We start from the raw sequence: 19,886 nt of genomic DNA on the forward strand, positions 1-19,886 counted from the left end.
GTATATTTCAATCGCGGATTAAGGTGCAAGGCTATCGCTGAATAGTTACAAAAAATAAAGGGAAAATAACTTTTTCTTAAAAAAAGTTTGCAAAACATTTGGCTTGTTAAAATATTATGCTATCTTTGCAAATGTTATCCTGAAAACAATCTTTTTACCTTAGAAGGAAACTAATACCTATTGAAGATTTGGAGCGATTGCCTGTGAAGGCCATCGCTTTTTTTATTCCCTTATCTTTCATCACCTCAAGGCGGGTCAAACCGCAACGCCATCGTTTTCGGGTTCACACCCGTATCATTATGCTTTTACCCCATATCAGTCATTTGGGATTAACGCCACAGGGGCTTCGTACCCTTTCTACAAGACGACAAAAGGATGGTCAAGAAACCATCCTTCTATCCTACTTATTTCTTCCAAAAGCGGTAAGTGATATCCTCCAACTCGTCGCCATTCACACAGCGATACAAGCGTTGGTTAGTGGTCAACTGGTTGAGCGCACCCAAATGACGGATATACGGTCCCAACTTGATGTAGTCGAAATGGCGCTTGTCTATGTCGCGCGAGAGTCGAATGCGGCCACTATACCATGCCGTCTTGATCTCAGGATGGTGGTCATGGAGCCATGCTGCCAATTGGTCGACGGCGGCCGGCTCTGCGTCGCCACCCATAAAACTGACGCAGGTGAGCATGCCATCATTCGATTGGATGAGATGCTCAAGCTCGGTGGTGGTCAGCGGCGTGCCCACATCCTCCCAGAGATAACTGCTGTGGCAACCCGGGCAATGGCAGGGGCATCCAGAGATATTGATAGCAAGGGTCGTCTCATCAGGTATTTCCTGAAAGACGACCTCGGTGTTCACATATTTAATCATGTTGTGATCTGCGGAAAGACGATCGGATTACTTGGTAACCTCCTCGTGCTTCTTGCCCAACGCAATCTTGTTGGCCTGCGGCAGACGGTCGACACCTGCATAGAAACGGCGGTGAGCCTCCTTCTGACGTGCCTCAGAGAAGTTGGACACGCGTTTCAAGTAACCGATAATGCGCGTCAAGTAGTCCACATTCTTCGAGTGGCACACGGGGCACTCCTTGAGATAGCGCTTGTCGATGTGGCCACACTCGTTACACAAGGTGTTGGGCACATTGAACGTGAAGTAGTTGCATCCCTCCTTGGCGGCCACACGGAAGATCTGGCGATACTGAGCCTTTGAGAGGTGCTCCTCAAGGTTCATATGCAAGGCCGAGCCACCGGTAAGGTGCTCAATGTAAGGAGCGCCATGCAACTTGAACTTATCGATGATCGACAACGAGTCGTCCTCCACCACGTAGAAATAACTGTTGTAGCAATCACGCGGCACGAAGTAGCCATCCTCGCGATCCCACTTGGCGTGCTTCACACCCACATTCTCTGCGGGGATCATCTCGCAGTTGAACATCACCTCCTTGGAACGATACTGCTTATTAAACTTCTCCACCAATGAGAGGATGCCCTGCACAAAGTGGAGGTAGTCGTCGTTAGGCGTGATGTTGAGGCCCATAAACTCGGCAGCCTCCACCAATCCGTTGATGCCGATGGTGAGATACTGGCGGTTGATATTGATGTAACCTGCGTCGAAGAGAGGCAACATGCCATGACGCTGCAGGTCCTTGAGGTTCTCGTTGTATGCCAACTGCACCTTATGGCAAAGGTCGATCACATTGGCAAGATACTCCTTGTAGTCCTTGCCGTGGTTCACCGCATACTGCACGCAGCGGTTGAGGTTCACCGTGAGCACGCTCTTCGATCCGGTCGACACACCACCGGCACCCAGGGTGTAGCTGAAGCCGTTGTCCTGGATCTCATTGCGCAGGCGGCAGCAGCTCGACAGCGAGTCGGCATTGTCGGAGAGATAGGTGAAGAAGCTATGGCCCTTCGAGTACATCTCAGCGGCGAAATCGCCCCACTCCTCGTCCTTGCAGTCGCCATTCTCGGTGAGCATGGCCATGGTTTCCACAGGGAACGTGAGCACGGTCTTCGTGCGCTCCTGGTTGAACCAATTCATAAAGCGCTTCTGCAACCAGTCGACGCCCTCCCAATGGGGCTGTGATCCGTCGGGGAAGAAGAAGTTACCAAAGAGCGAATCAAAGTAGTAACGGTCGTAATAGCTGATGTTCCAGAACACAGCCTGGTAGTTGCGGGCACCTGTAGGCTGGTTGAGCGAGTAGACAATCTGCTCGAAGCAGTCAGTGATGACCTTATCGAGCGTGCGCTTCTTCAAGCTAAGGTCCACCACATCATCAGCGTGCTTGTAATAGTCCTTACCATACTCCTTCTCGATGAAGTAGTTCATATACATCAAGAACTCTGGTGTGGCGCATGCGCCAGCGAGCATGGAGCTCACCATAAACACCATGTTGATGAAGCCACCGCAGAACGACTTGAGGTTGGTGGGCGCCACCGAGTTGCCGCCAATGCTCATCGTACCGCCAATAAGCCATGGGTACATGGTGATGGAGGCGCAATAGTTGGCGAGGTTGGTCTCGTCGTTCTTATATATAAAGTGGTGGGTCAGCAAGTCGAGATACTCGTTGGCGAGGTCCTTTCCATACATGCGCTTGATGCGCTCGGTGAGCAAACGGCGGTTGAGGCGGATAAAGCTGGCCTTGGGCAGCTCACCAATCAACGTGGCGATATTCTTGTGCTCCACGTTGGCGTTGGCGTCGAACTTAGAGCCTGTGGCAGCGTTTTCTGCCTCCATGTAGTCGGACAGGAACTTCAGCTTGTCCAGCGTCTCGCGGTCTTCCTGGTGCTCCTGACGATAGAGGATGAACGACTTGGCCACCTTGTAGTAGCCTTCCTTCATCAACGACACCTCCACCTGATTCTGAATGTCCTCCACGCGCACACCATCTTGGATGTCGAGATGACTGAGAATCTTCGAGACTGAACCCAAGTCGATGGGTTCCTGACATGCATTGAATGCTTTGAGAACAGCATTCATGATCTTGTCGAGAGAGAAACAATCTTTCGAACCATCACGTTTCGTAATAGTAAAGTTCCTGATTTCCATGCTTTTATATAAGGTCTTAAACGTTTATTGTTGCACTTTTGGGAAAACTTTTTTGATTTCCGATCTCGAAAAGTTTTCCAAAACGGACAACTTCGATTAGTATTTTGTGTTGCAAATGCGATTATTTTATCAACCTTTTGCAATGCAAAGTTACTCATAATTTTCCAAAGAACATCACTAAACGGCCCACCATTTTCATGCCTGTTTACATATTTTAATGACTGATTCAATACAAAACGTCACACCGCTACTTGAGCGCTCAACAAGCTAAAGTTTGATAATCACGTGGTTATGTATCATCAACGAAGTAAACTTATGGCATTCGTCGTTTTCTGCGTTTGATCATCCCGAGATAGCAAACCCGATGTATCACAGGTCAACAATCCTATGAAGACAAAAACGGCTCAAAAGTAAAAACGAAAGAGAAAATTGCTACGTCTATTATATAAATAAGGTGAAGAAACAAAACTGTGGTCTTTTCATCCTACTTTTGTAGGTCCACCTCACCTTAATACCATTATTTTTAGTACCTTTGCATACAAGAACAATCCATCATCATGAAGCATTCACTCACACTGATCATCATATCCCTCCTCACAGCTATGGCTGTGGGATGCAAAGAAGAAAAGTCATCGCAGGTCATCATCATCAAAAAGCCCAAGGTGTTGAAATCGGAGCGCCCCCAAAAGATGGGCAACCTGGTGCACTCACAATCGGTCAACTGGATGGGCAGCAAGTACACGGTGGAGATCAAGCGTACCGCCGCCGACTCCCTACCCCTTGCCACCGATGGCGTGAAGCGCTATTACGACAACACCATTTCCCTGCGCGTAGTGCGCGCTGATGGCTCGGTGTTCTTCAGCCGCAAGTTCCACAAGAGCGACTTCAAGAGTTACGTGGGCGACACCTACTATAAAGATGGCGCCCTGTTGGGCGTGGCGTTTGTGAAAGCCGAGGGCAGCCAGCTGACCTTTGGCGCCAGCGTGGGAAGTCCCGACCCTGCCAGCGATGAGTATGTGCCCCTCATTGTGAAGGTCGACAACTTCGGCAACTACTCCGTAACCAAGGACACGAAGGCCGACGTTAACTCCATGAACATCGACCCTGAGACGGAGGACGAATAAAAGTGGCCGCACGCCTCAACAAGCCACACGGCCCAGAAGCCAAAAGATAAGAAGCCATCACCCCTAAAAAATAATGGCGAGAGGTATCCACGATTTGTGGAAACCTCTCGCCATTATTCTTTTACCCCCTATTCGGCGAAAGCAAGATGTCGAAAGAAACACTTACAAGAGCTGAAAAGAATCCGTAAAATCTTAATAAGCCTCCTATTTTAGCTTCATCATCAATTGGGGGTTTATAACGACTTGGCCGAATGGTTACAGAAGGGTCGTTAGCGCTCCGGACGGGTCAGCTCGGCGTAGGCAGCGTCGAACTTTCGCGGATGAGTGCCGATAAAACAGATGTTCACCAAGCTATTGGCCAGGATCTCAGCATCGCTCAGATCAATGCCGCGCTCACGCACCACATCCTTTCCCAAGCAAACCTCCCAGGTGCAACGGAAATCAGCATCGGCGGCACCCATGTACGACTCGCCCGAATTATCCATGTTGAAAAACCTATAGCGGACAGACTTCTTTGACGGAACGGGCCGCATCTCCAGCAAGATGTCATAGGCTTGCTTCAACGGCTCACGATACTTGGCTGTGCCGGGAAACATCCTTAAGATTTCCGGCATGATCTCATCAAAATTGTATGACTGAATGAGTTCGTATAATTTCATGATTCTAACAAATAAAAAGCGGTGATAACAGGTGCACAACGACACCTTGTTATCACCGTTATGGAGTTACTTAGAACTTAGCCATCTTGATGGCGTCGATAGCGCACTCGTCACCCTTGTTGCCCAACTTGCCACCGCTGCGATCCTTTGCCTGCTGCAAAGTGTCGGTGGTGAGCAAACCGTAAATGACCGGAATGTTCTGTACGGCGTTGAGATGAGCGATGCCGTAGGTCACACCCTGACAGATATAGTCGAAATGGGGTGTCTCGCCACGAATCACACTTCCAAGGATAATCACCGCATCGAACCCGTCGTTCTTGCACATCTGCTGTGCGCCATAAATCAGTTCGAAACTACCCGGAACGGTCTTCACATGGATGTTCTCCTGCAAGGCTCCGTGCAACTCAAGGGTCTTGACAGCCCCGCTGAGCAATGCGCCGGTTATCTCGTCGTTCCACTCAGACACCACAATACCGAAACACATGTTACTGGCATCAGGTACCTTGTCGAAATCGTAGTCTGAAAGATGATGAAGAGCAGTCGCCATGGCTATTACTTAGTGGTACGCTCGATGTACTTGTCGATCTCATTGCTCTGCACGAGCATAGAGTTGACATACTTCTTCTTGATGTCCTGATAAACCTTCAGGGCCTCATCGGTCTTGTTCTGGCTCTCCAGCAACTCACCGGCCTGCAAAAGGAATGTAGGCGACAGGCTGTTGTTGGCACCATCCTTCGACTCGCTGTCGGCCTTTGAGGCAGCATCCTTCAGCTTGCTCACAGCCTTGTCGAGCTGACCAGTGGCAGCGTAGGCGTTACCCAAAGCGGCCACAGCAGCGGGGCTCACCATAGCATCGCTTGCGGGAGAATACTTCTCGAGGTAGTTCACAGCCTCCTTGGCCTTGCCCAGATAATAGTAGCAGAGACCGGCATAGAGGTTGGCGAGGTTACCAGCGTCGGTGCTTCCGTAGTCGCTGGCAATCTTCACGAAGCCTGCATAACCAGCGCCGTCGCCGTTAAGGGCCTTGTCGAACTGCTCGGCGTTGAAATACTCCTGGCCACGAGCCAATGCTGTGCTGGCCTTGTCCTCGCGAGGACCGCCGATGAAGGTGTTGTAACAGACTACTGCTGCAACAACCAAAATGATTGCTGCGACAGCTCCTAAAATAACATTGCGATACTTAGTGAAAAATGCCTCTGACTTTCCAGCAGCATCGAATGTTGCTTTTTCGTTTTTGTTTGCCATTATTTTTTGTTGTTTTATTATTTTCAGATTTAGTCGCAAAATTACCAATTTAATCTCAGATATTGAAATTTATTCCATTCTTTTTTCGTTTTTCACTGTCAAAACTCGTAACTTTGCAACAACAAGGGGTTGCGCCAGAAGAATGCAACCGCTACACAACGACAGCATCTCACCATGATACTCAGCCAATTATCCATTATCAATTATAGGAACATACGGGCAGCCAATCTATCGTTTTCGCCCAACGTGAATTGTCTCATCGGCCACAACGGCGAGGGAAAGACCAACCTGCTCGACGCCATTTACTACTTGTCGTTCTGCCATTCGAGCTTCACAAACATCGACAGTCAGGTCATCACACACGACCAAGACTTCTTTGTGATTGAGGGCAACTACCTCACGGAGAGCGGCGAAGCCGAATCGGTGTATGCGGGCATGAAGCGCGGAACCAGAAAGCACTTCCGCAGGAACAAGAAGGAATATAAAAAGTTTTCGGAGCACATCGGACTGATACCGCTCATCTTTGTGTCGCCCAGCGACAGCATCCTTGTGGACGGAGGCGGCGAGGAGCGCCGCAAACTGATGGATATGGTCATTGCGCAATACGACAAGCGCTACCTGGAGGCGCTCAACGCCTACAACAAGGCATTACAACAACGCAACGCCTTGTTGAAGATGGAGCCTGCGGTCGATCCGGCGCTCATGGAAATATGGGAGACGGAGATGGCCCAGAAGGGCACCGTGGTGTACGAGCGGCGAAGTGCGTTTGTGGATGAGTTCGTGCCCGTGTTCCAACAGATTTACCAAAAGATATCGGGCGAGAAGGAAACGGTGTCGCTACGCTATGTGTCGCACGGCCAGCGGGGCGACCTGCTCGACGTGATCCAACGCGACCGCCTGAAGGATCTCGCCGTGGGCTATAGCCTCCATGGCGTTCATCGCGATGACCTGGAAATGCTCATCAACGGCTATCCCATGAAGCGAGAGGGCAGCCAGGGACAGACGAAGACGTATGTCATGGCGCTAAAACTGGCCCAGTTCGACTTCCTGCGTCGCACCTCGTCGCAGACAACGCCCCTGCTCTTGCTCGACGACATCTTCGACAAGCTCGACTCAAGGCGCGTGGAGCACATCGTCGACCTGGTGTCGGGTGGCTCGTTCGGCCAGATTTTCATCACCGACACCAACCGCGACCACCTCGATGAGATACTAAGCCATAGCGGAAAAGACTACCGCATGTTCAACGTTGAGAAAGGCGAGTTTGCCGAGATTTAACCCCCATCGGCCATTCTACCGAAACAGGAAGATTAGTAGGACTTTATAGCTTCTCGCGTCAGCCACCATCTGGTGGCGGCAACCATGGCTACAAGCCTACCAAGATTATAGCAAACAAGTGATATGTTTAGAAAAGATGTGAAACCCTTAAGCGAGGTGCTCTCGCAGTTCTTACGACAGGAAGGACTTGAAACGCCTTTGTTGCAACGACGACTCGTCGACGCCTGGGACACCATCGTCGGCCCCACCATTGCGCAATACACCTCGGATAAGTTTATCCAGAACCAGGTGTTGTTCGTCAAGATCGTCAATCCTGCCCTACGACAAGACCTGAGCATGATGCGTACGGAACTTGTGAAAAGGCTGAACAACGCCGTGGGCTCACAAATCATCACGGAGGTTCGCATCTACTGACTCCCAATCGGTCATTACACTTCAATCCCAGCGAGCGATTTAACCCCAATCGGTCATTAGGCCGACATAAGGAAAATAGTAGGATGTTATGTAATAACCGATTTGGGGTTAACATAAAACCTGATGGCCGATTTGGGAACCAACGGCGGCCCCTGCGGTTGGGAACACCCACCCCTCTCTTAGAGAAGCCACCCCCTAATGGCACAAACGGCAACCCCTGGTCTCACACCAGCGGTTGCCGTTTGCCATATTTCAATCTTAATGTTTCTTACGCCAGCAAGGTTGCGTGGCAACCCATGCGGGCACGGTTGTCGAAGCCCGAAAGACTGGCCTTGGCCACCTTGCCCTTAGCATCCCTGCTCTTTTGTGGAGCTTTCGGGAAGGCGGCGTCGTTGCGCATTACCCGAAGGGCCATGCCAATAACCGGATCGTCCTGGTTAAGATACTCGGTCCAAGCCTGCTCATCCATCATATTGTAGATGATTCTACTGTTGATGTAACGCTCAAGCAGCGTGTGGCTCTTCCTGATGAGCAAGTTGCGGCGTTTCAATCCGTGACTGTTGGCATAACCCACAAACTGCTCCACCGTATTCTGCTTCTTCAGATACTGGGCCAACTCGAGCATCTCCTTGAACGCCTTCATCTTCTGACGGTTGTTGTCGGTATAGTTGAAGGCGAACTGCAAGATCAATCCGCTCATGGCAGCCTTCTTATAATAAGATGTCACGTCGGAGGTGTCCTCGGGCACGAAGATGTCGGGCGTGATGCCACCTCCGCCATACACCACCCTGCCATTGCCAGTGTGATAGGGCTTTCCGGTATGTTTGATGCTGTCTTGCGAGAAGAACTCACCATGCTCATAGCGCGAAATGAGATCCTGCTCGTAGCTGGCGTCCTCGCCATGAGTATAAGGCTTCTGGATGCAACGTCCCGAAGGAGTGAAGTAACGGGCTATGGTCAGGCGAATCATACTGCCATCGGGGAATGGGATCTGCTGCTGCACAAGGCCCTTACCGAACGAACGGCGTCCAATGATGGTGGCGCGGTCGTTGTCCTGCATGGCACCAGCGAAGATCTCCGACGATGAAGCCGAGCCCTCATTGATGAGCACCACCAACGGCATGTTCTGGTAAGCGCCATGTCCATCCGAACGATATTCCTTGCGAGGCGACTTTCTGCCTTCGGTGTAAACAATGAGTTTCTTGTTGGGAAGGAACTCGTTGGCCATCTGGACGGCACTTTGCAGATAGCCTCCCGTATTGTCGCGGAGGTCGATCACCAGGTTCGAGAAACCTTGCTGCTGCAGACTTGCCAAGGCTATCAGCAGTTCGGGATAGGTCTTTTCGCCAAAGTTCTTCACCTTGATGTAGCCCGTGTTGTCGTCAAGCATATATGCTGCGGTGATCGTCTTGGTGGGAATCTCACCACGGGTAACCTCATACGTAATGATCTTGGGGTTGCCATAGCGCGCCACACCAATCTTCACCTTCGATCCCTGCGGACCTTTCAGTCGGTGCATGGCCTCCTCATTGGTCACCACCTTGCCCACAAACTTCTTGCCATCCACATACACAATCTTATCGCCAGCCAACAGACCCGCCTTCTCTGCCGGTCCGTTCTTGATGACGTTTTGCACGTGGATGGTGTCCTCACGGATGGTAAACTCAACACCTACGCCCGAGAACGACCCCTTGAGGTCGTCGTTGGTGGCCTGCACATCCTTGGCGCTGATGTAGACCGAGTGGGGATCGAGCTCAGCGAGGATCTGCGGGATGGCACTCTCCACGAGCGAGTCAATGTCGACCTTGTCGACATATTGGTCATCGATGATGCGCAACAAGTTGTTCAGACGGTTGCTACCGTTATTGATCACCGTCAGTCGGTTGCCCGAAAAATGGTTGGCGTAGAACGAGCCTATCACTATTCCGACCACCACACTGATAGCCATCAGCAGCGGCATGAACCTATTTTTCTTATCGTTTTTCATTGGCTGAATAATCCGTTAATAAGGGATAACTAATCCGTTTTTGTTCTCAGGACAATCCCGTTTTGGCTCTCAGGACAATCCGTTGGGACTCTTAGGCCCTTCCATCAGGGCGTTTCAGAGGTTTCGACATTCAGGTATATCACCTCGATGCCTGCCCTTTCGAGCAACCGAAGGCCATCGTCGAGCCTGTATTTCTCACCATACACCACACGCTTGATGCCCGCTTGGATGATGAGTTTTGCACATTCGATGCACGGTGAGGCCGTGACATAGAGCGTTGCCCCCTCACTGTTGTTGCTCGACCGGGCCAACTTGGTGATGGCGTTGGCCTCGGCATGAAGCACATACGACTTCGTGAGGTTGTTCTCATCCTCGCACACATTCTCGAAGCCGCTGGGCGTTCCGTTGTAACCGTCGCTGATAATCATCTTGTCCTTGACGACCAACGCACCCACCTTTCGGCGTATGCAGTAGGAGTTCTCCGCCCAGATGTGCGCCATCCTGAGGTAGCGCCCATCGAGCTTTCGTTGCTTATCGTTTGATGCCATTTCGCTTAAGTAATGCTTCTATCGTGGGTTCCTGTCCTCTGAATCGCTTGTAGAGCACCATGGGATGCTCCGTTCCTCCCTTCGAGAGGATGTCGTCGCGGAAACGTTGCGCCGTCTCGCGGTCGAATATTCCGTGAGCCTTGAACACGCTGAACGCATCGGCGTCGAGCACCTCGGCCCACTTGTAGCTGTAATAACCTGCCGCATAGCCACCCGCCATGATATGCGAGAACTGTGTGGTCATGCACGTCTCGGGCAGTTGGGGCGTGATGATGGCCTTCGCCCACGCTTTCTTCTCAAACGGGATGATGTCGTCGGTGAACGGCTTGTCCATCGTGTAGTAGGCCATATCGAGCAATCCGAAGCTCACCTGGCGCATGCAACTCAGGGCCACATTGTAGTTGCGACTCTTCCGGATGCGGTCAATGAGATCGTCGGGGATGGGTTCGCCCGTCTGGTAATGGAAGGCGAAGGTGCTCAAGAAATCTTTCTCGACCGCATAGTTCTCCATAAACTGCGACGGCATCTCCACGAAATCCCACCACACATTGGTGCCCGACAGACTGGCGAAACGCGTATTGGCAAACATGCCGTGAAGCGAATGGCCAAACTCGTGCAGGAAGGTCTCCACCTCACCGAGCGTCAGCAGGGCCGGCTTCGAAGGCGTCGGCTTGGTGAAATTCATCACCACACTGGCGTGCGGACGCACATTCTTGCCACTCTTGGTGATGCACTGCTCTTGGAACTCGGTCATCCACGCCCCACCCTGCTTGCCCTTGCGGGGATGGAAATCGGCATAGAACACGGCAAGGTAAGATCCATCCTGGTCGAACACCTCGTAGGCCTTTACATCGGGATGGTACACAGGGATATCCTTGTTCTCCTTGAACGTGATGCCATAGAGCTTGTTGGCCAAGCCAAACACGCCATCGATGACCTTGTCAAGCTGGAAATAGGGGCGCAACATCTCGGCGTCGAGGTTGTAGCGTTCCATCTGAAGCTTGTGGGCGTAATAGCTCACATCCCAAGGCATGAGTTGGAAATCATCGCCCTCAACGTCCTTGGCCTTCTGCTCAATGGCTTTCTGCTCCTCAATGGCAGTGGGCTTATAGGCGTCGATCAGGTCGTTGAGCAACTTGTAAACATGGGAGGCCTGGGAGGCCATGCGATGCTTCAGCACATAGTCGGCAAAGGTGTTGAAGCCCAGCAACTGCGCCAACTCACGGCGGAGATTGACCAGACGCTTGCATATCTCGAGGTTATTCGTGTCGGTTCCCTCATGCGTACACTCCGTATTGCGAGCCATATAGATTTGCTGGCGCAGGTCGCGGCGGTCGGCATAGGTCATAAACGGCGAGTAGCTCTCGTAGTCGAGCGTAAACACCCACCCCTCAAGGCCCTTCTCCTTGGCGTTGTTAGCAGCGGCCTCGCGAGCAGTCTCGGGCAGTCCGCTCAAATCGTCCTCGTTGGTGATGTGCAGCGTGTAAGCCTTGGTCTCCTTCAAAAGGTTTTGAGAGAACTGCAAGGTGAGCAGTCCGGCCTCCTCGGTCAACTTCCTGAGCTGTTCCTTTCCATCCTCGTCGAGCAACGCACCACTTCTGACAAAGCCGTCGTATTCCTTGTCGAGCAGCATCTGCTCCTCGGGCGTAAGCTCACGGTGGTGCTCATACACATGTTTCACACGCTGGAAGAGACGTGGGTTGAGAATGACATCGTTGCCATGCTGGGTAAGGATAGGACTGAGCTTTTGGGCCAAGGCCTCCATGTCGTCGTTGGTCTCGGCGCTCATCATGCACGAGAAGACGTTCGACACACGTTCGAGCAAGTCATAGTAATTCTCACCCTTGCTGTCGTCGGTGACGGCAATGGTGTTATCGAAAGTGGGCTCCTCGGGGTTGTTCACAATCTTGTCGATCAACTCGTTGTCGCGACGGATACCCTCCATAAACGCGGGCTCATAGTCCTCAAACTGTATCTTATCGAAGGGTACGGTGTCATGGGGTGTCCCATAGGGCACCATAAAGGGATTCTTTCGCTCTTGGCTATCAGTCATGTTCTGTGTGTCTTTTTTCTCTCAATTCTTTTTGCAAAGATAACAAAAAGTATATAAACGCGCGGGGAGAATAAGCATTATTTAACTTTGCCGCGCTAAAAAAAGCGTATCACGACAGTTTCTCAAGGGCTGGAACCTCTATCTGTCCTCTGCGAAGCAGCAACAAGCCGTTTTGCTGCATGACATTGAGACACTGCGACACGTTGCGCCTACTGTCGTTGACCTCGTCGGCCAACCGCTGCATCTTGATCTTGAAGACCTTCCTGCCGGAGGGATGCTGGCAGTGGTCGGCCATGAAACGCACAATGCGTTGGCGCAGGTCGTGGGGCGTAGGCCGCCACGCCTTATGCCCCTCCTTTTGCAGACGGGTGGAGAGCAGGTTCATCAGGTTGAGCCTGAAGATGAGCGAGGCAGTCGTCAGCCGCTGCGTTTCGTTCTTGTCGATACTGATGAGGTTGCACGTGGTGAGGGCCTTGTAGGTGCGGGTGAAGCGTTGGCGCAAACCAAAGGCACACTCGGGTTGCAACACATGGCACCCGCTCTGCTCCTCCACCACCATGAAGCCACGGTCATCGGAGCGTGTCTCCACCAACAGGGTGCCCTCCAACAGGAGCCACAAGCTCCCACATCGGTCGCCCTCGCTGACCACCACTTCGTCCTTTTCCACTTTCTGGAAGAGGAGTTTGGTCTTGGCGACGATGTGTTCCAACTCATCCTTGCCCATTCCTGTGAAGAGCGGAATCATCAGTAGCTTGTCGTAAACCCCCAATCGCTTCATGCCGACAACCGATTTTAGTTGTCCAATATTTTATCTTCCATTGAGGACGAGAACCACACTTGGTTGTTGCCTTTCTCGTCGGCGTAAATCAAATAGGCCATCAACTCAGGATGTTTCCCCAATATTTTCTTGGCTCCCTCCAATCCCATGACCATAAAGGAGGTGGCGTAAGCGTCGGCCACGGCGCAATGATTGGCAATCACCGTGGCAGAGAGGATATTGTGCTGCACGGGGTAGCCCGTCTTGGGATCAACGGTATGAGCGTACTTCTTACCGTCTTTGTAGTAGAAATTCCTATAATTGCCACTGGTTGCCATAGCCTTGTCGGTGACATTGAGCACGGTTTGCAACTCGCGGTTGGTCTGCGTAGAGTCGTCGGTAGGCTTGGTGACGCCTATCTTCCACGGCATGCGCTGCTCGTTGATGCCACTTGTTACCACCTCGCCACCGATCTCAACCATGAAGTTTTGGATGCCCTGGCTCCGCAGGTAGCGTGCCACCACATCGACACCATAGCCCTTGGCGATGGCTGAGCAGTCGAGCATGATGCGCGGGTCGGCCTTCACGATGCGACCCTTCATGAGCTTCACCTTCTCGTAGCCCACCAAGGCGCGCAGCGAGTCGACAACATGGCGGGTGGGCTCTACGCCTTGCTTAAAGCCGAAACCCCACTCGTTGACCAGCGGCGCCACCGTGATGTCGAATGCGCCATGGGTCTCCTGCGAGATGGTCTGCGCCAGAGTGAACACGTCGGTGAACATATCGTTGAGCTGAACAGCCTCGTTGCGGTTCACCTTGGATATGACCGACTGCTTGTTGAAGGCCGACAAGGCATCGTCCACCTTCTGCATCTCCGCCACAATCGCAGGCTGGAGATCCTTCTTGCTTTGGTAAGTGATGTGGTAAACGGTGCCGAAGACAAAGCCTTCGTTATGCTGATAGGGCATCGTGCGCTGCTGACGGATGATCAGCACGGTGCCCACGATGAGGAGCAGGAGGAACACCACCTGCCAAAGGGTTTTCTTTTTCTTGACCATAAGTGTCAGAATTCGTAAATGATATTGAACGTTCCGCTGATGCGCGAGGAGCCTTGCTTGCCATAGCCTGGCACATACCACACATTGTCCATGAGGCCATTGTCGTAATGGACGCGGCGACGATAGCGCACAGTCCAACCGAGACGGAGGGGACCGGCTATCTTAGCGTCGACACCAGCAAGCACTTCCATCCAATGGTAGTTGGCCTTTATGCCATGGGCTGAGAACGGCGTCTCCCCTCCCCACACGGGGTCGGTGATGGGCGCATGGTCAATGTCGCACTTAAAATAGGTGCAGGCGTACCGCAAACCAGCATACACGCGGTTGTCGTCGTGCTTGTTCTTCATGATATTGAAGTCGACACCCAACTTGCCATAAGGCGCCGAGGTCTTATAGCTGTTCTGCGTAACATCGTCGGTATGGTCGGCCTCGCCATATCCCACCTCCACCACGGGGTAGTACTTATCCTTGAGGTTGACGCGAACACCCGCCTCATACTGGCCATAGGCCGACACGGCGCGTTGGATGGGGCCGATGAGGTCGACCATGACTTGCACGCCTCGAAAGAGGGGGATGGAGTCGTCGATCTGTTTCTGCCGCATCTTCTCCCACTCGGCCTTGCTGCGCGACGATTGTGCCTGCGCCACGGGGGCCGCCATGAGAAGGAGCAGACTAAAAACGATACTCCTTGAAATAAACGTAGAAATGCTTTTTAGTGGCATCATAGTTGACATCCTTGTTGTTGATGACAATGGAGTCGAGGGCGTGGCGCGTGTAGCGGACGCGCTGCAGGGTGTGGAAATAAGCCACCCCACAATCCACCGACTCGAAGTGCGGTTTGTTGGTCTTCTCCACCCAAATGGTGTCGATGAGCGAGTTGACCTGCAAATACAGCTCGTCGACGTCGTGCCCATAGCTCATCGGCAGCGAGAAGCTGTCGGTGTTGACCTGATGGTTGATGAGCACCGAGTCGTTGCCATCGGCACGCGAGGTGGAAATGGTGAGCGTATCGGTCAGCGTGCTGACGGGCCCCATGAGCTTGTAGTTGGCGTAGACGGAGTTGTTCAACGGACAGTCGACCGAAGAGCAAGCCGTCAGGGCCAAGCCCACGAACAACAGGAGCACGCTGCCCCATGCTTGCAGCCGACAGCCACGACGCGTCTTCATTGGCATGTAATGGTTAGTCATATCAGACGAACTTTGGGTCGAACACTCAGATGGTTTTCTCTATCTGATAGTCGTTGCGGTTGGGGCTCTGACGGCTGACGAGGTCGCCCAAGAAGCCGGCAAGGAACAACTGCATGCCCAGGATCATGCCCACCAGGAACACGAAGAACCAAGCCGACGAGGCCAACGGACCATAGACATGATTGCTCAGGTCGATGATCTTGCCCACACCCATGACGATAAGCGCCACAAAACTGATGAAGAACATGATGCTTCCGAGGAAACCAAAGAAATGCATGGGCTTCTTACCAAAATTGGTGAGGAACCAAAGGGTCAGCAAATCAAGGTAGCCATTGAAGAAGCGGTTGATGCCAAACTTCGACTTACCAAACTTGCGGGCCTGATGATGCACCACCTTCTCGCCAATGCGGTCGAAACCGGCGTTCTTGGCCAGATAGGGAATGTAACGGTGCATCTCACCGTAAACCTCGATGTTCTTCACCACTTCGCGGCGATAAGCCTTCAGGCCGCAGTTGAAATCGTGCAGGTTATGGATGCCCGAGATCTTACGCGCCGTGGCGTTGAAGAGCTTCGTGGGAAGGGTCTTGGTGAGCGGATCGTAGCGTTTCTGCTTGTAACCCGACACAAGGTCGTAATGATCTTCCATGATCATCTTGTAGAGACCGGGGATCTCGTCGGGCGAGTCCTGCAGGTCGGCGTCCATCGTGATGACCACATCGCCCTCCGCCTTCTCGAAACCGCAATAGAGAGCGGGGCTCTTTCCATAGTTTCTGCGAAACTTAATGCCTTTCACCTGTGGGTCCTTGGCCGACAGGCTCTCGATGACATCCCATGAATGGTCGGTGGAACCGTCGTTGACAAAAATGACTTCGTATGTGAAATGATTGGCCTTCATCACGCGCTGAATCCACGCATGCAGTTCGGGCAACGACTCTTCTTCGTTAAACAGGGGTACTACTACTGAAATATCCATATGTTATCGTTGTTTTTTCTTACAAAATAAGGCTACGGGAAGGCTCACCACCCACCCGATGAAGATGTTTTGCATCATGAACAAAAAAGCCAACTCGATGGGCGACAACTGTCCCATGAGGGTCAAGCCCTCCGTAATGTCAGTGGTTGGCATGCCGTTTTGCTTATACACCTCCGCAAGCAGGCCAGCCTGGTTCACAATGTTGGTCAGGAACAAGCCGTGGTCGAGGAAACGGAAATACACGTATTGCGCCAATGCAAAAATCATCGAGGCATAGAAAAAGGTGAGGCAACTGAAAACCAAGGCGCGACGGAACGAAATGGCGCCGTCCAAGGCTTCGTTGCGGAAACGCTGAAGAAGCCATCCCACCAAGAAGGGAGACGACATGGCTACCAGGCCACCCCAAGACGACTTGGGAACCAGCAATATGAGCGCAAAGCTGACAAGCCACGCCAACGAGAGGAACAAGCCACCCTGACGGGCGTATGCCTTCACCTGCACTATGGAAACAACATCTATCATAATTGGTGCAAAGGTACGCAAAAATCCCAATAATGCGAGCGTTTAACTACAAAAAGAAAACCACGCGAATGTTAATGCATCTTAAAAAACAGCGTACCTTTATGGGATATCAACAAAAAGTGTTACCTTTGCAATCGCTTTTCAGGAAGCATGGCAACATCGCTTCCTCTGAAGAACGAGAAATGGGCAAGTCTCTTACGGCCAGCTCCCTCGGAATCCCCCCAGGACGGGAACGTAGCAAGGGTACGAGGTTGTAGCGGCGCGATAAGAATCGCTTGCCCACCTTCGTTTTTATACCTTTCCCATTGGAAAGGACAAATATCAACCCGTCATTCTTTCGAACATCCTCAGCCAACAGGCGCACAGGCCACGTGCGTTTCGCCCAAGCGAACACAAACAACCGGTGGCTTCGACATAGACTACCAACGGTTACGGCGTGGAACAGGTGGCACCCCTACATGCGTCTACGCATATTCGCCCATTGTAGAGAGCATACAAAACATTCAACAACCCTCCCCCAATTTTAACACTTATTCTCGACGCACCCTAAGGGGAGACGCAAATATGCGATTCTCGCGCACTTTACATAACCACTTGTCACTCAATGGTTTGCAACATTCTAGAGTCATTAAACACGCCACTTTTCACATTCAACATGAAATAACACACATCAGCCTCTGCGAAAGGTATGCTTTCGCACTGCGATACATGGCCTTTCGCAACGCGACACATGGTCTTTGGTGTCTCGATACATGGTCTTTCGCCACGCGATAGATGCCTTTTCGCACTCGCGAAGCTCATGGCGACAGTCTTCTTCGCTCAAACGTGGCGTCCACAGGCTCTCTCACACCCAAAATCTCTGCACAACTTTTTAACCAAATATCACAACAACAGACATCCTGGCAGCCCTAAACGTTCTGGGCACAGAGGAACCTGGACAAGAGTAGGTCGCATAAGAAGAGCGCGTATTTGCTTGCCATGGCGATGGCGTCAGCAGATACGCGCTCTTCTAAGTTATATGGAATCTTTCAGATTGAACTAACCATTGATCGACATAAGGAACTCATTGTTGTCGCGAGCCGTGGCCAACGGGTCGTGGATGGTACGCATGGCCTCGATGGGGTTCATATCGGCAATGTAATTGCGGATGCCACGCATGCGCTGGAGCGTGATGTCGTCTTGCAACAGGTCGTCGCGACGCGTGCTCGAAGCCACCAAGTTGACAGCCGGGAACATACGCTTGTTAGACAATGAGCGGTCGAGTTGCAACTCCATGTTACCCGTTCCCTTGAACTCCTCGAAGATCACCTCGTCCATTTTTGAACCCGTGTCGATAAGGGCCGTGGCAATGATGGTGAGCGAACCGCCACCCTCAATGTTACGGGCCGCACCAAAGAAACGCTTGGGTTTCTGCAGGGCATTGGCGTCGACACCACCGGTAAGCACCTTACCACTGGCAGGGCTAACGGTATTGTAGGCACGAGCGAGACGGGTAATGGAGTCGAGGAAGATTACCACGTCGTGACCGCACTCAACCATTCGCTTGGCTTTCTCGAGCACAATGCCGGCAATCTTAATGTGACGCTCGGCAGGCTCATCGAACGTAGAGGCGATGACCTCGGCGTTGACCGTACGCGACATGTCGGTAACCTCCTCAGGGCGTTCGTCGATGAGGAGCATCATAAGGTATGCCTCAGGGTGGTTGGCGGCAATGGCGTTGGCTATGTTCTTCATCAAGATGGTCTTACCCGTCTTTGGCTGAGCCACGATGAGGGCGCGCTGTCCCTTACCGATGGGCGAGAACAGGTCGACAATGCGGGTCGACAAGTTGGTTGTGGCACGATCGCCGCAGAGATTAAACTTCTCCTCGGGGAAAAGCGGAGTGAGGTGCTCGAACGGCATGCGGTCGCGTATCTCGGCGGGATCGCGGCCGTTGATCTTGTCGATGCTGGTCAGGGGGAAATATTTCTCGCCCTCACGCGGTGGGCGCACATGACAAAGGATGGCGTCGCCAGTCTTCAGGCCATAACGCTTGACCTGGTTGTTAGCCACATAGATATCGTCGGGCGAAGAAAGGTAATTGTAATCGCTCGAACGAAGGAAGCCATAACCGTCAGGCATAATCTCGAGCACACCGTTGGCCGTGATGATGTCGGCGAAATCGTAGTCGGCCTCAGGCTCTGCCATTTGCTGACGCGTAGGAGCAGGAGCCTCCTCTTGCTGACGATATGAAGTGGTGGGGTTGTCGAACATGTCGTAGTTGGGCACAGCCCCCTGGTCCTCGATGGGGAGGTCCACCACAGGGATGAAATCGGTGCCATCACCGGGGTCGCCGCTCCACACACCGTCGTCGGATGGTTGCTGGGATGCGTCGGCACTCTCGTTGTGGGCCGGTACCTTGGCCTGCAACATGGCAATCTTATTGTCGTTGGCGCTCTTGTCCTCCTGAGAATCGCGATTGAGCGAATAAGCCTCCTCGGGAATGAAAGCGTCGCGGCTTTCGGAAGGTGAAGCCTCGGGCACTTGGTCGAAGTTGTGGGCCTGGGGAGCGTCAGCCATGGTGTTATCCTGTGATGTGTTCTGCTTGGCCTGTGCAATCAGCTCGAGCAACTCACGCTCGCGCTTGGTCTTGGGACCGCGGTGCTTAGGAAGCGAGGCCAACTCGGCCTCAAGCGACTGCACATCGAGAACGGGAGTTTCCTCCACCTCGCTCTTAAGAGTCTGGGGATCCTTGAAAAGGCCGGGCTGCTCGGCAGCGTTTCGTGCCTTCTTGGTATCGAAATTCTCGCCTGAATTGCCATTGACCGAATAAACCTTGTCGGGCTCGGTCTTAGCAATACGGATGCGCTTGCGCTTGGATGAAACCAAAGGGTTGTTCTTTCCCTCCTCTTCAGCCTGCTTGTCGAGAATGGCATAAATCATGTCATCACCCTCCTGTCCTTCACCGACAGGAACGCCAAGAGAGTTAGCAATATCCGCAAGTTCAGTGGAACTTTTAGATAATAAGTCGTCTTTGCTATACATATAGAGTAT

At 52.3% G+C, this 19,886-nt stretch carries 18 protein-coding genes and 1 other RNA gene; 4 read left to right on the forward strand and 15 right to left on the reverse strand.

Annotated features, from left to right (window positions below):
* Positions 1 to 404: 404 nt before the first annotated feature.
* Positions 405 to 872, reverse strand: a complete 468-nt coding sequence (gene nrdG / locus WKK33_RS06380) for an anaerobic ribonucleoside-triphosphate reductase activating protein (RefSeq protein ID WP_337932988.1) — start codon at positions 870 to 872, stop codon at positions 405 to 407.
* Between the two features lie 27 nt (positions 873 to 899).
* Positions 900 to 3,050: an anaerobic ribonucleoside-triphosphate reductase gene (gene nrdD / locus WKK33_RS06385; RefSeq protein ID WP_337932989.1), complete on the reverse strand. Its 2,151-nt coding sequence runs from the start codon at positions 3,048 to 3,050 to the stop codon at positions 900 to 902.
* Between the two features lie 557 nt (positions 3,051 to 3,607).
* On the opposite strand from nrdD, the gene WKK33_RS06390 reads away from it, so the two are divergent.
* Entirely contained in the window at positions 3,608 to 4,174 is a 567-nt protein-coding gene (locus tag WKK33_RS06390) for a DUF4738 domain-containing protein (RefSeq protein WP_337932991.1), read from the forward strand.
* 269 nt (positions 4,175 to 4,443) lie between these two features.
* Here the strand turns inward: WKK33_RS06390 and WKK33_RS06395 are convergent, their stop codons facing one another.
* The 3 genes from WKK33_RS06395 to WKK33_RS06405 all read right to left on the reverse strand — a co-directional run bounded on the left by WKK33_RS06395 (position 4,444) and on the right by WKK33_RS06405 (position 6,078).
* On the reverse strand, positions 4,444 to 4,833 hold the full coding sequence (locus WKK33_RS06395; RefSeq protein WP_337468735.1) for a hypothetical protein: 390 nt from the start codon (positions 4,831 to 4,833) through the stop codon (positions 4,444 to 4,446).
* Between the two features lie 70 nt (positions 4,834 to 4,903).
* Positions 4,904 to 5,380, reverse strand: coding sequence for a 6,7-dimethyl-8-ribityllumazine synthase (ribH, locus tag WKK33_RS06400; protein ID WP_215758957.1), 477 nt, complete (start codon positions 5,378 to 5,380; stop codon positions 4,904 to 4,906).
* A gap of 5 nt (positions 5,381 to 5,385) precedes the next feature.
* Positions 5,386 to 6,078 (reverse strand): tetratricopeptide repeat protein, encoded by a 693-nt coding sequence (locus WKK33_RS06405; protein ID WP_337468734.1) that lies wholly within the window; start codon positions 6,076 to 6,078, stop codon positions 5,386 to 5,388.
* Positions 6,079 to 6,252: 174 nt separating this feature from the next.
* On the opposite strand from WKK33_RS06405, the gene WKK33_RS06410 reads away from it, so the two are divergent.
* Positions 6,253 to 7,353 (forward strand): DNA replication/repair protein RecF, encoded by a 1,101-nt coding sequence (locus WKK33_RS06410; RefSeq protein WP_337932994.1) that lies wholly within the window; start codon positions 6,253 to 6,255, stop codon positions 7,351 to 7,353.
* 123 nt (positions 7,354 to 7,476) lie between these two features.
* Entirely contained in the window at positions 7,477 to 7,767 is a 291-nt protein-coding gene (locus tag WKK33_RS06415; protein ID WP_215758960.1) for a DUF721 domain-containing protein, read from the forward strand.
* Between the two features lie 268 nt (positions 7,768 to 8,035).
* Here WKK33_RS06415 and WKK33_RS06420 read toward each other — a convergent pair whose 3' ends face one another.
* The 9 genes from WKK33_RS06420 to WKK33_RS06460 form a co-directional block, all read right to left on the reverse strand.
* Positions 8,036 to 9,754, reverse strand: a complete 1,719-nt coding sequence (locus WKK33_RS06420) for a S41 family peptidase (protein ID WP_287768352.1) — start codon at positions 9,752 to 9,754, stop codon at positions 8,036 to 8,038.
* A 104-nt stretch (positions 9,755 to 9,858) separates the two neighbouring features.
* Positions 9,859 to 10,302 (reverse strand): dCMP deaminase family protein, encoded by a 444-nt coding sequence (locus tag WKK33_RS06425; protein WP_215758962.1) that lies wholly within the window; start codon positions 10,300 to 10,302, stop codon positions 9,859 to 9,861.
* On the reverse strand, positions 10,286 to 12,355 hold the full coding sequence (locus tag WKK33_RS06430; protein ID WP_337932995.1) for a M3 family metallopeptidase: 2,070 nt from the start codon (positions 12,353 to 12,355) through the stop codon (positions 10,286 to 10,288). The genes WKK33_RS06425 and WKK33_RS06430 overlap by 17 nt, the downstream gene beginning before the upstream one ends.
* 109 nt (positions 12,356 to 12,464) lie before the next feature.
* Positions 12,465 to 13,133, reverse strand: coding sequence for a Crp/Fnr family transcriptional regulator (locus WKK33_RS06435; RefSeq protein WP_337468731.1), 669 nt, complete (start codon positions 13,131 to 13,133; stop codon positions 12,465 to 12,467).
* 14 nt (positions 13,134 to 13,147) lie between these two features.
* Entirely contained in the window at positions 13,148 to 14,170 is a 1,023-nt protein-coding gene (locus WKK33_RS06440) for an FAD:protein FMN transferase (protein WP_337932996.1), read from the reverse strand.
* 5 nt (positions 14,171 to 14,175) lie between these two features.
* Entirely contained in the window at positions 14,176 to 14,895 is a 720-nt protein-coding gene (locus WKK33_RS06445; protein ID WP_337932998.1) for a DUF6048 family protein, read from the reverse strand.
* Positions 14,843 to 15,337, reverse strand: a complete 495-nt coding sequence (locus WKK33_RS06450) for a DUF6452 family protein (RefSeq protein WP_337933000.1) — start codon at positions 15,335 to 15,337, stop codon at positions 14,843 to 14,845. The genes WKK33_RS06445 and WKK33_RS06450 overlap by 53 nt, the downstream gene beginning before the upstream one ends.
* A gap of 46 nt (positions 15,338 to 15,383) precedes the next feature.
* Entirely contained in the window at positions 15,384 to 16,331 is a 948-nt protein-coding gene (locus WKK33_RS06455) for a glycosyltransferase family 2 protein (protein ID WP_215758968.1), read from the reverse strand.
* A 3-nt stretch (positions 16,332 to 16,334) separates the two neighbouring features.
* Positions 16,335 to 16,853, reverse strand: a complete 519-nt coding sequence (locus tag WKK33_RS06460) for a DUF4199 domain-containing protein (protein WP_215758969.1) — start codon at positions 16,851 to 16,853, stop codon at positions 16,335 to 16,337.
* Between the two features lie 184 nt (positions 16,854 to 17,037).
* Between WKK33_RS06460 and ffs the strand changes: the two genes are divergently transcribed.
* Positions 17,038 to 17,137: signal recognition particle sRNA small type (ffs, locus tag WKK33_RS06465), an RNA gene on the forward strand.
* A 754-nt stretch (positions 17,138 to 17,891) separates the two neighbouring features.
* Here ffs and rho read toward each other — a convergent pair.
* The gene (gene rho / locus WKK33_RS06470; protein ID WP_337933002.1) at positions 17,892 to 19,877 is read right to left on the reverse strand and encodes a transcription termination factor Rho; all 1,986 of its coding nucleotides are present in this window, start codon (positions 19,875 to 19,877) and stop codon (positions 17,892 to 17,894) included.
* Between the last annotated feature and the right edge of the window lie 9 nt (positions 19,878 to 19,886).

It is taken from the genome of Hallella sp., from assembly GCF_037460745.1.
In the GTDB taxonomy this organism is placed as follows: domain Bacteria; phylum Bacteroidota; class Bacteroidia; order Bacteroidales; family Bacteroidaceae; genus Prevotella; species Prevotella faecis.

What these genes read in the sequence shown, in the direction of transcription:
- nrdG (WP_337932988.1), bottom strand. Translation starts at nt 872, where the DNA reads ATGATTAAATATGTGAACACCGAGGTCGTCTTTCAGGAAATACCTGAT.
- nrdD (WP_337932989.1), bottom strand. Translation starts at nt 3,050, where the DNA reads ATGGAAATCAGGAACTTTACTATTACGAAACGTGATGGTTCGAAAGAT.
- WKK33_RS06390 (WP_337932991.1), top strand. Translation starts at nt 3,608, where the DNA reads ATGAAGCATTCACTCACACTGATCATCATATCCCTCCTCACAGCTATG.
- WKK33_RS06395 (WP_337468735.1), bottom strand. Translation starts at nt 4,833, where the DNA reads ATGAAATTATACGAACTCATTCAGTCATACAATTTTGATGAGATCATG.
- ribH (WP_215758957.1), bottom strand. Translation starts at nt 5,380, where the DNA reads ATGGCGACTGCTCTTCATCATCTTTCAGACTACGATTTCGACAAGGTA.
- WKK33_RS06405 (WP_337468734.1), bottom strand. Translation starts at nt 6,078, where the DNA reads ATGGCAAACAAAAACGAAAAAGCAACATTCGATGCTGCTGGAAAGTCA.
- WKK33_RS06410 (WP_337932994.1), top strand. Translation starts at nt 6,253, where the DNA reads ATGATACTCAGCCAATTATCCATTATCAATTATAGGAACATACGGGCA.
- WKK33_RS06415 (WP_215758960.1), top strand. Translation starts at nt 7,477, where the DNA reads ATGTTTAGAAAAGATGTGAAACCCTTAAGCGAGGTGCTCTCGCAGTTC.
- WKK33_RS06420 (WP_287768352.1), bottom strand. Translation starts at nt 9,754, where the DNA reads ATGAAAAACGATAAGAAAAATAGGTTCATGCCGCTGCTGATGGCTATC.
- WKK33_RS06425 (WP_215758962.1), bottom strand. Translation starts at nt 10,302, where the DNA reads ATGGCATCAAACGATAAGCAACGAAAGCTCGATGGGCGCTACCTCAGG.
- WKK33_RS06430 (WP_337932995.1), bottom strand. Translation starts at nt 12,355, where the DNA reads ATGACTGATAGCCAAGAGCGAAAGAATCCCTTTATGGTGCCCTATGGG.
- WKK33_RS06435 (WP_337468731.1), bottom strand. Translation starts at nt 13,133, where the DNA reads ATGAAGCGATTGGGGGTTTACGACAAGCTACTGATGATTCCGCTCTTC.
- WKK33_RS06440 (WP_337932996.1), bottom strand. Translation starts at nt 14,170, where the DNA reads ATGGTCAAGAAAAAGAAAACCCTTTGGCAGGTGGTGTTCCTCCTGCTC.
- WKK33_RS06445 (WP_337932998.1), bottom strand. Translation starts at nt 14,895, where the DNA reads ATGATGCCACTAAAAAGCATTTCTACGTTTATTTCAAGGAGTATCGTT.
- WKK33_RS06450 (WP_337933000.1), bottom strand. Translation starts at nt 15,337, where the DNA reads ATGAAGACGCGTCGTGGCTGTCGGCTGCAAGCATGGGGCAGCGTGCTC.
- WKK33_RS06455 (WP_215758968.1), bottom strand. Translation starts at nt 16,331, where the DNA reads ATGGATATTTCAGTAGTAGTACCCCTGTTTAACGAAGAAGAGTCGTTG.
- WKK33_RS06460 (WP_215758969.1), bottom strand. Translation starts at nt 16,853, where the DNA reads ATGATAGATGTTGTTTCCATAGTGCAGGTGAAGGCATACGCCCGTCAG.
- rho (WP_337933002.1), bottom strand. Translation starts at nt 19,877, where the DNA reads ATGTATAGCAAAGACGACTTATTATCTAAAAGTTCCACTGAACTTGCG.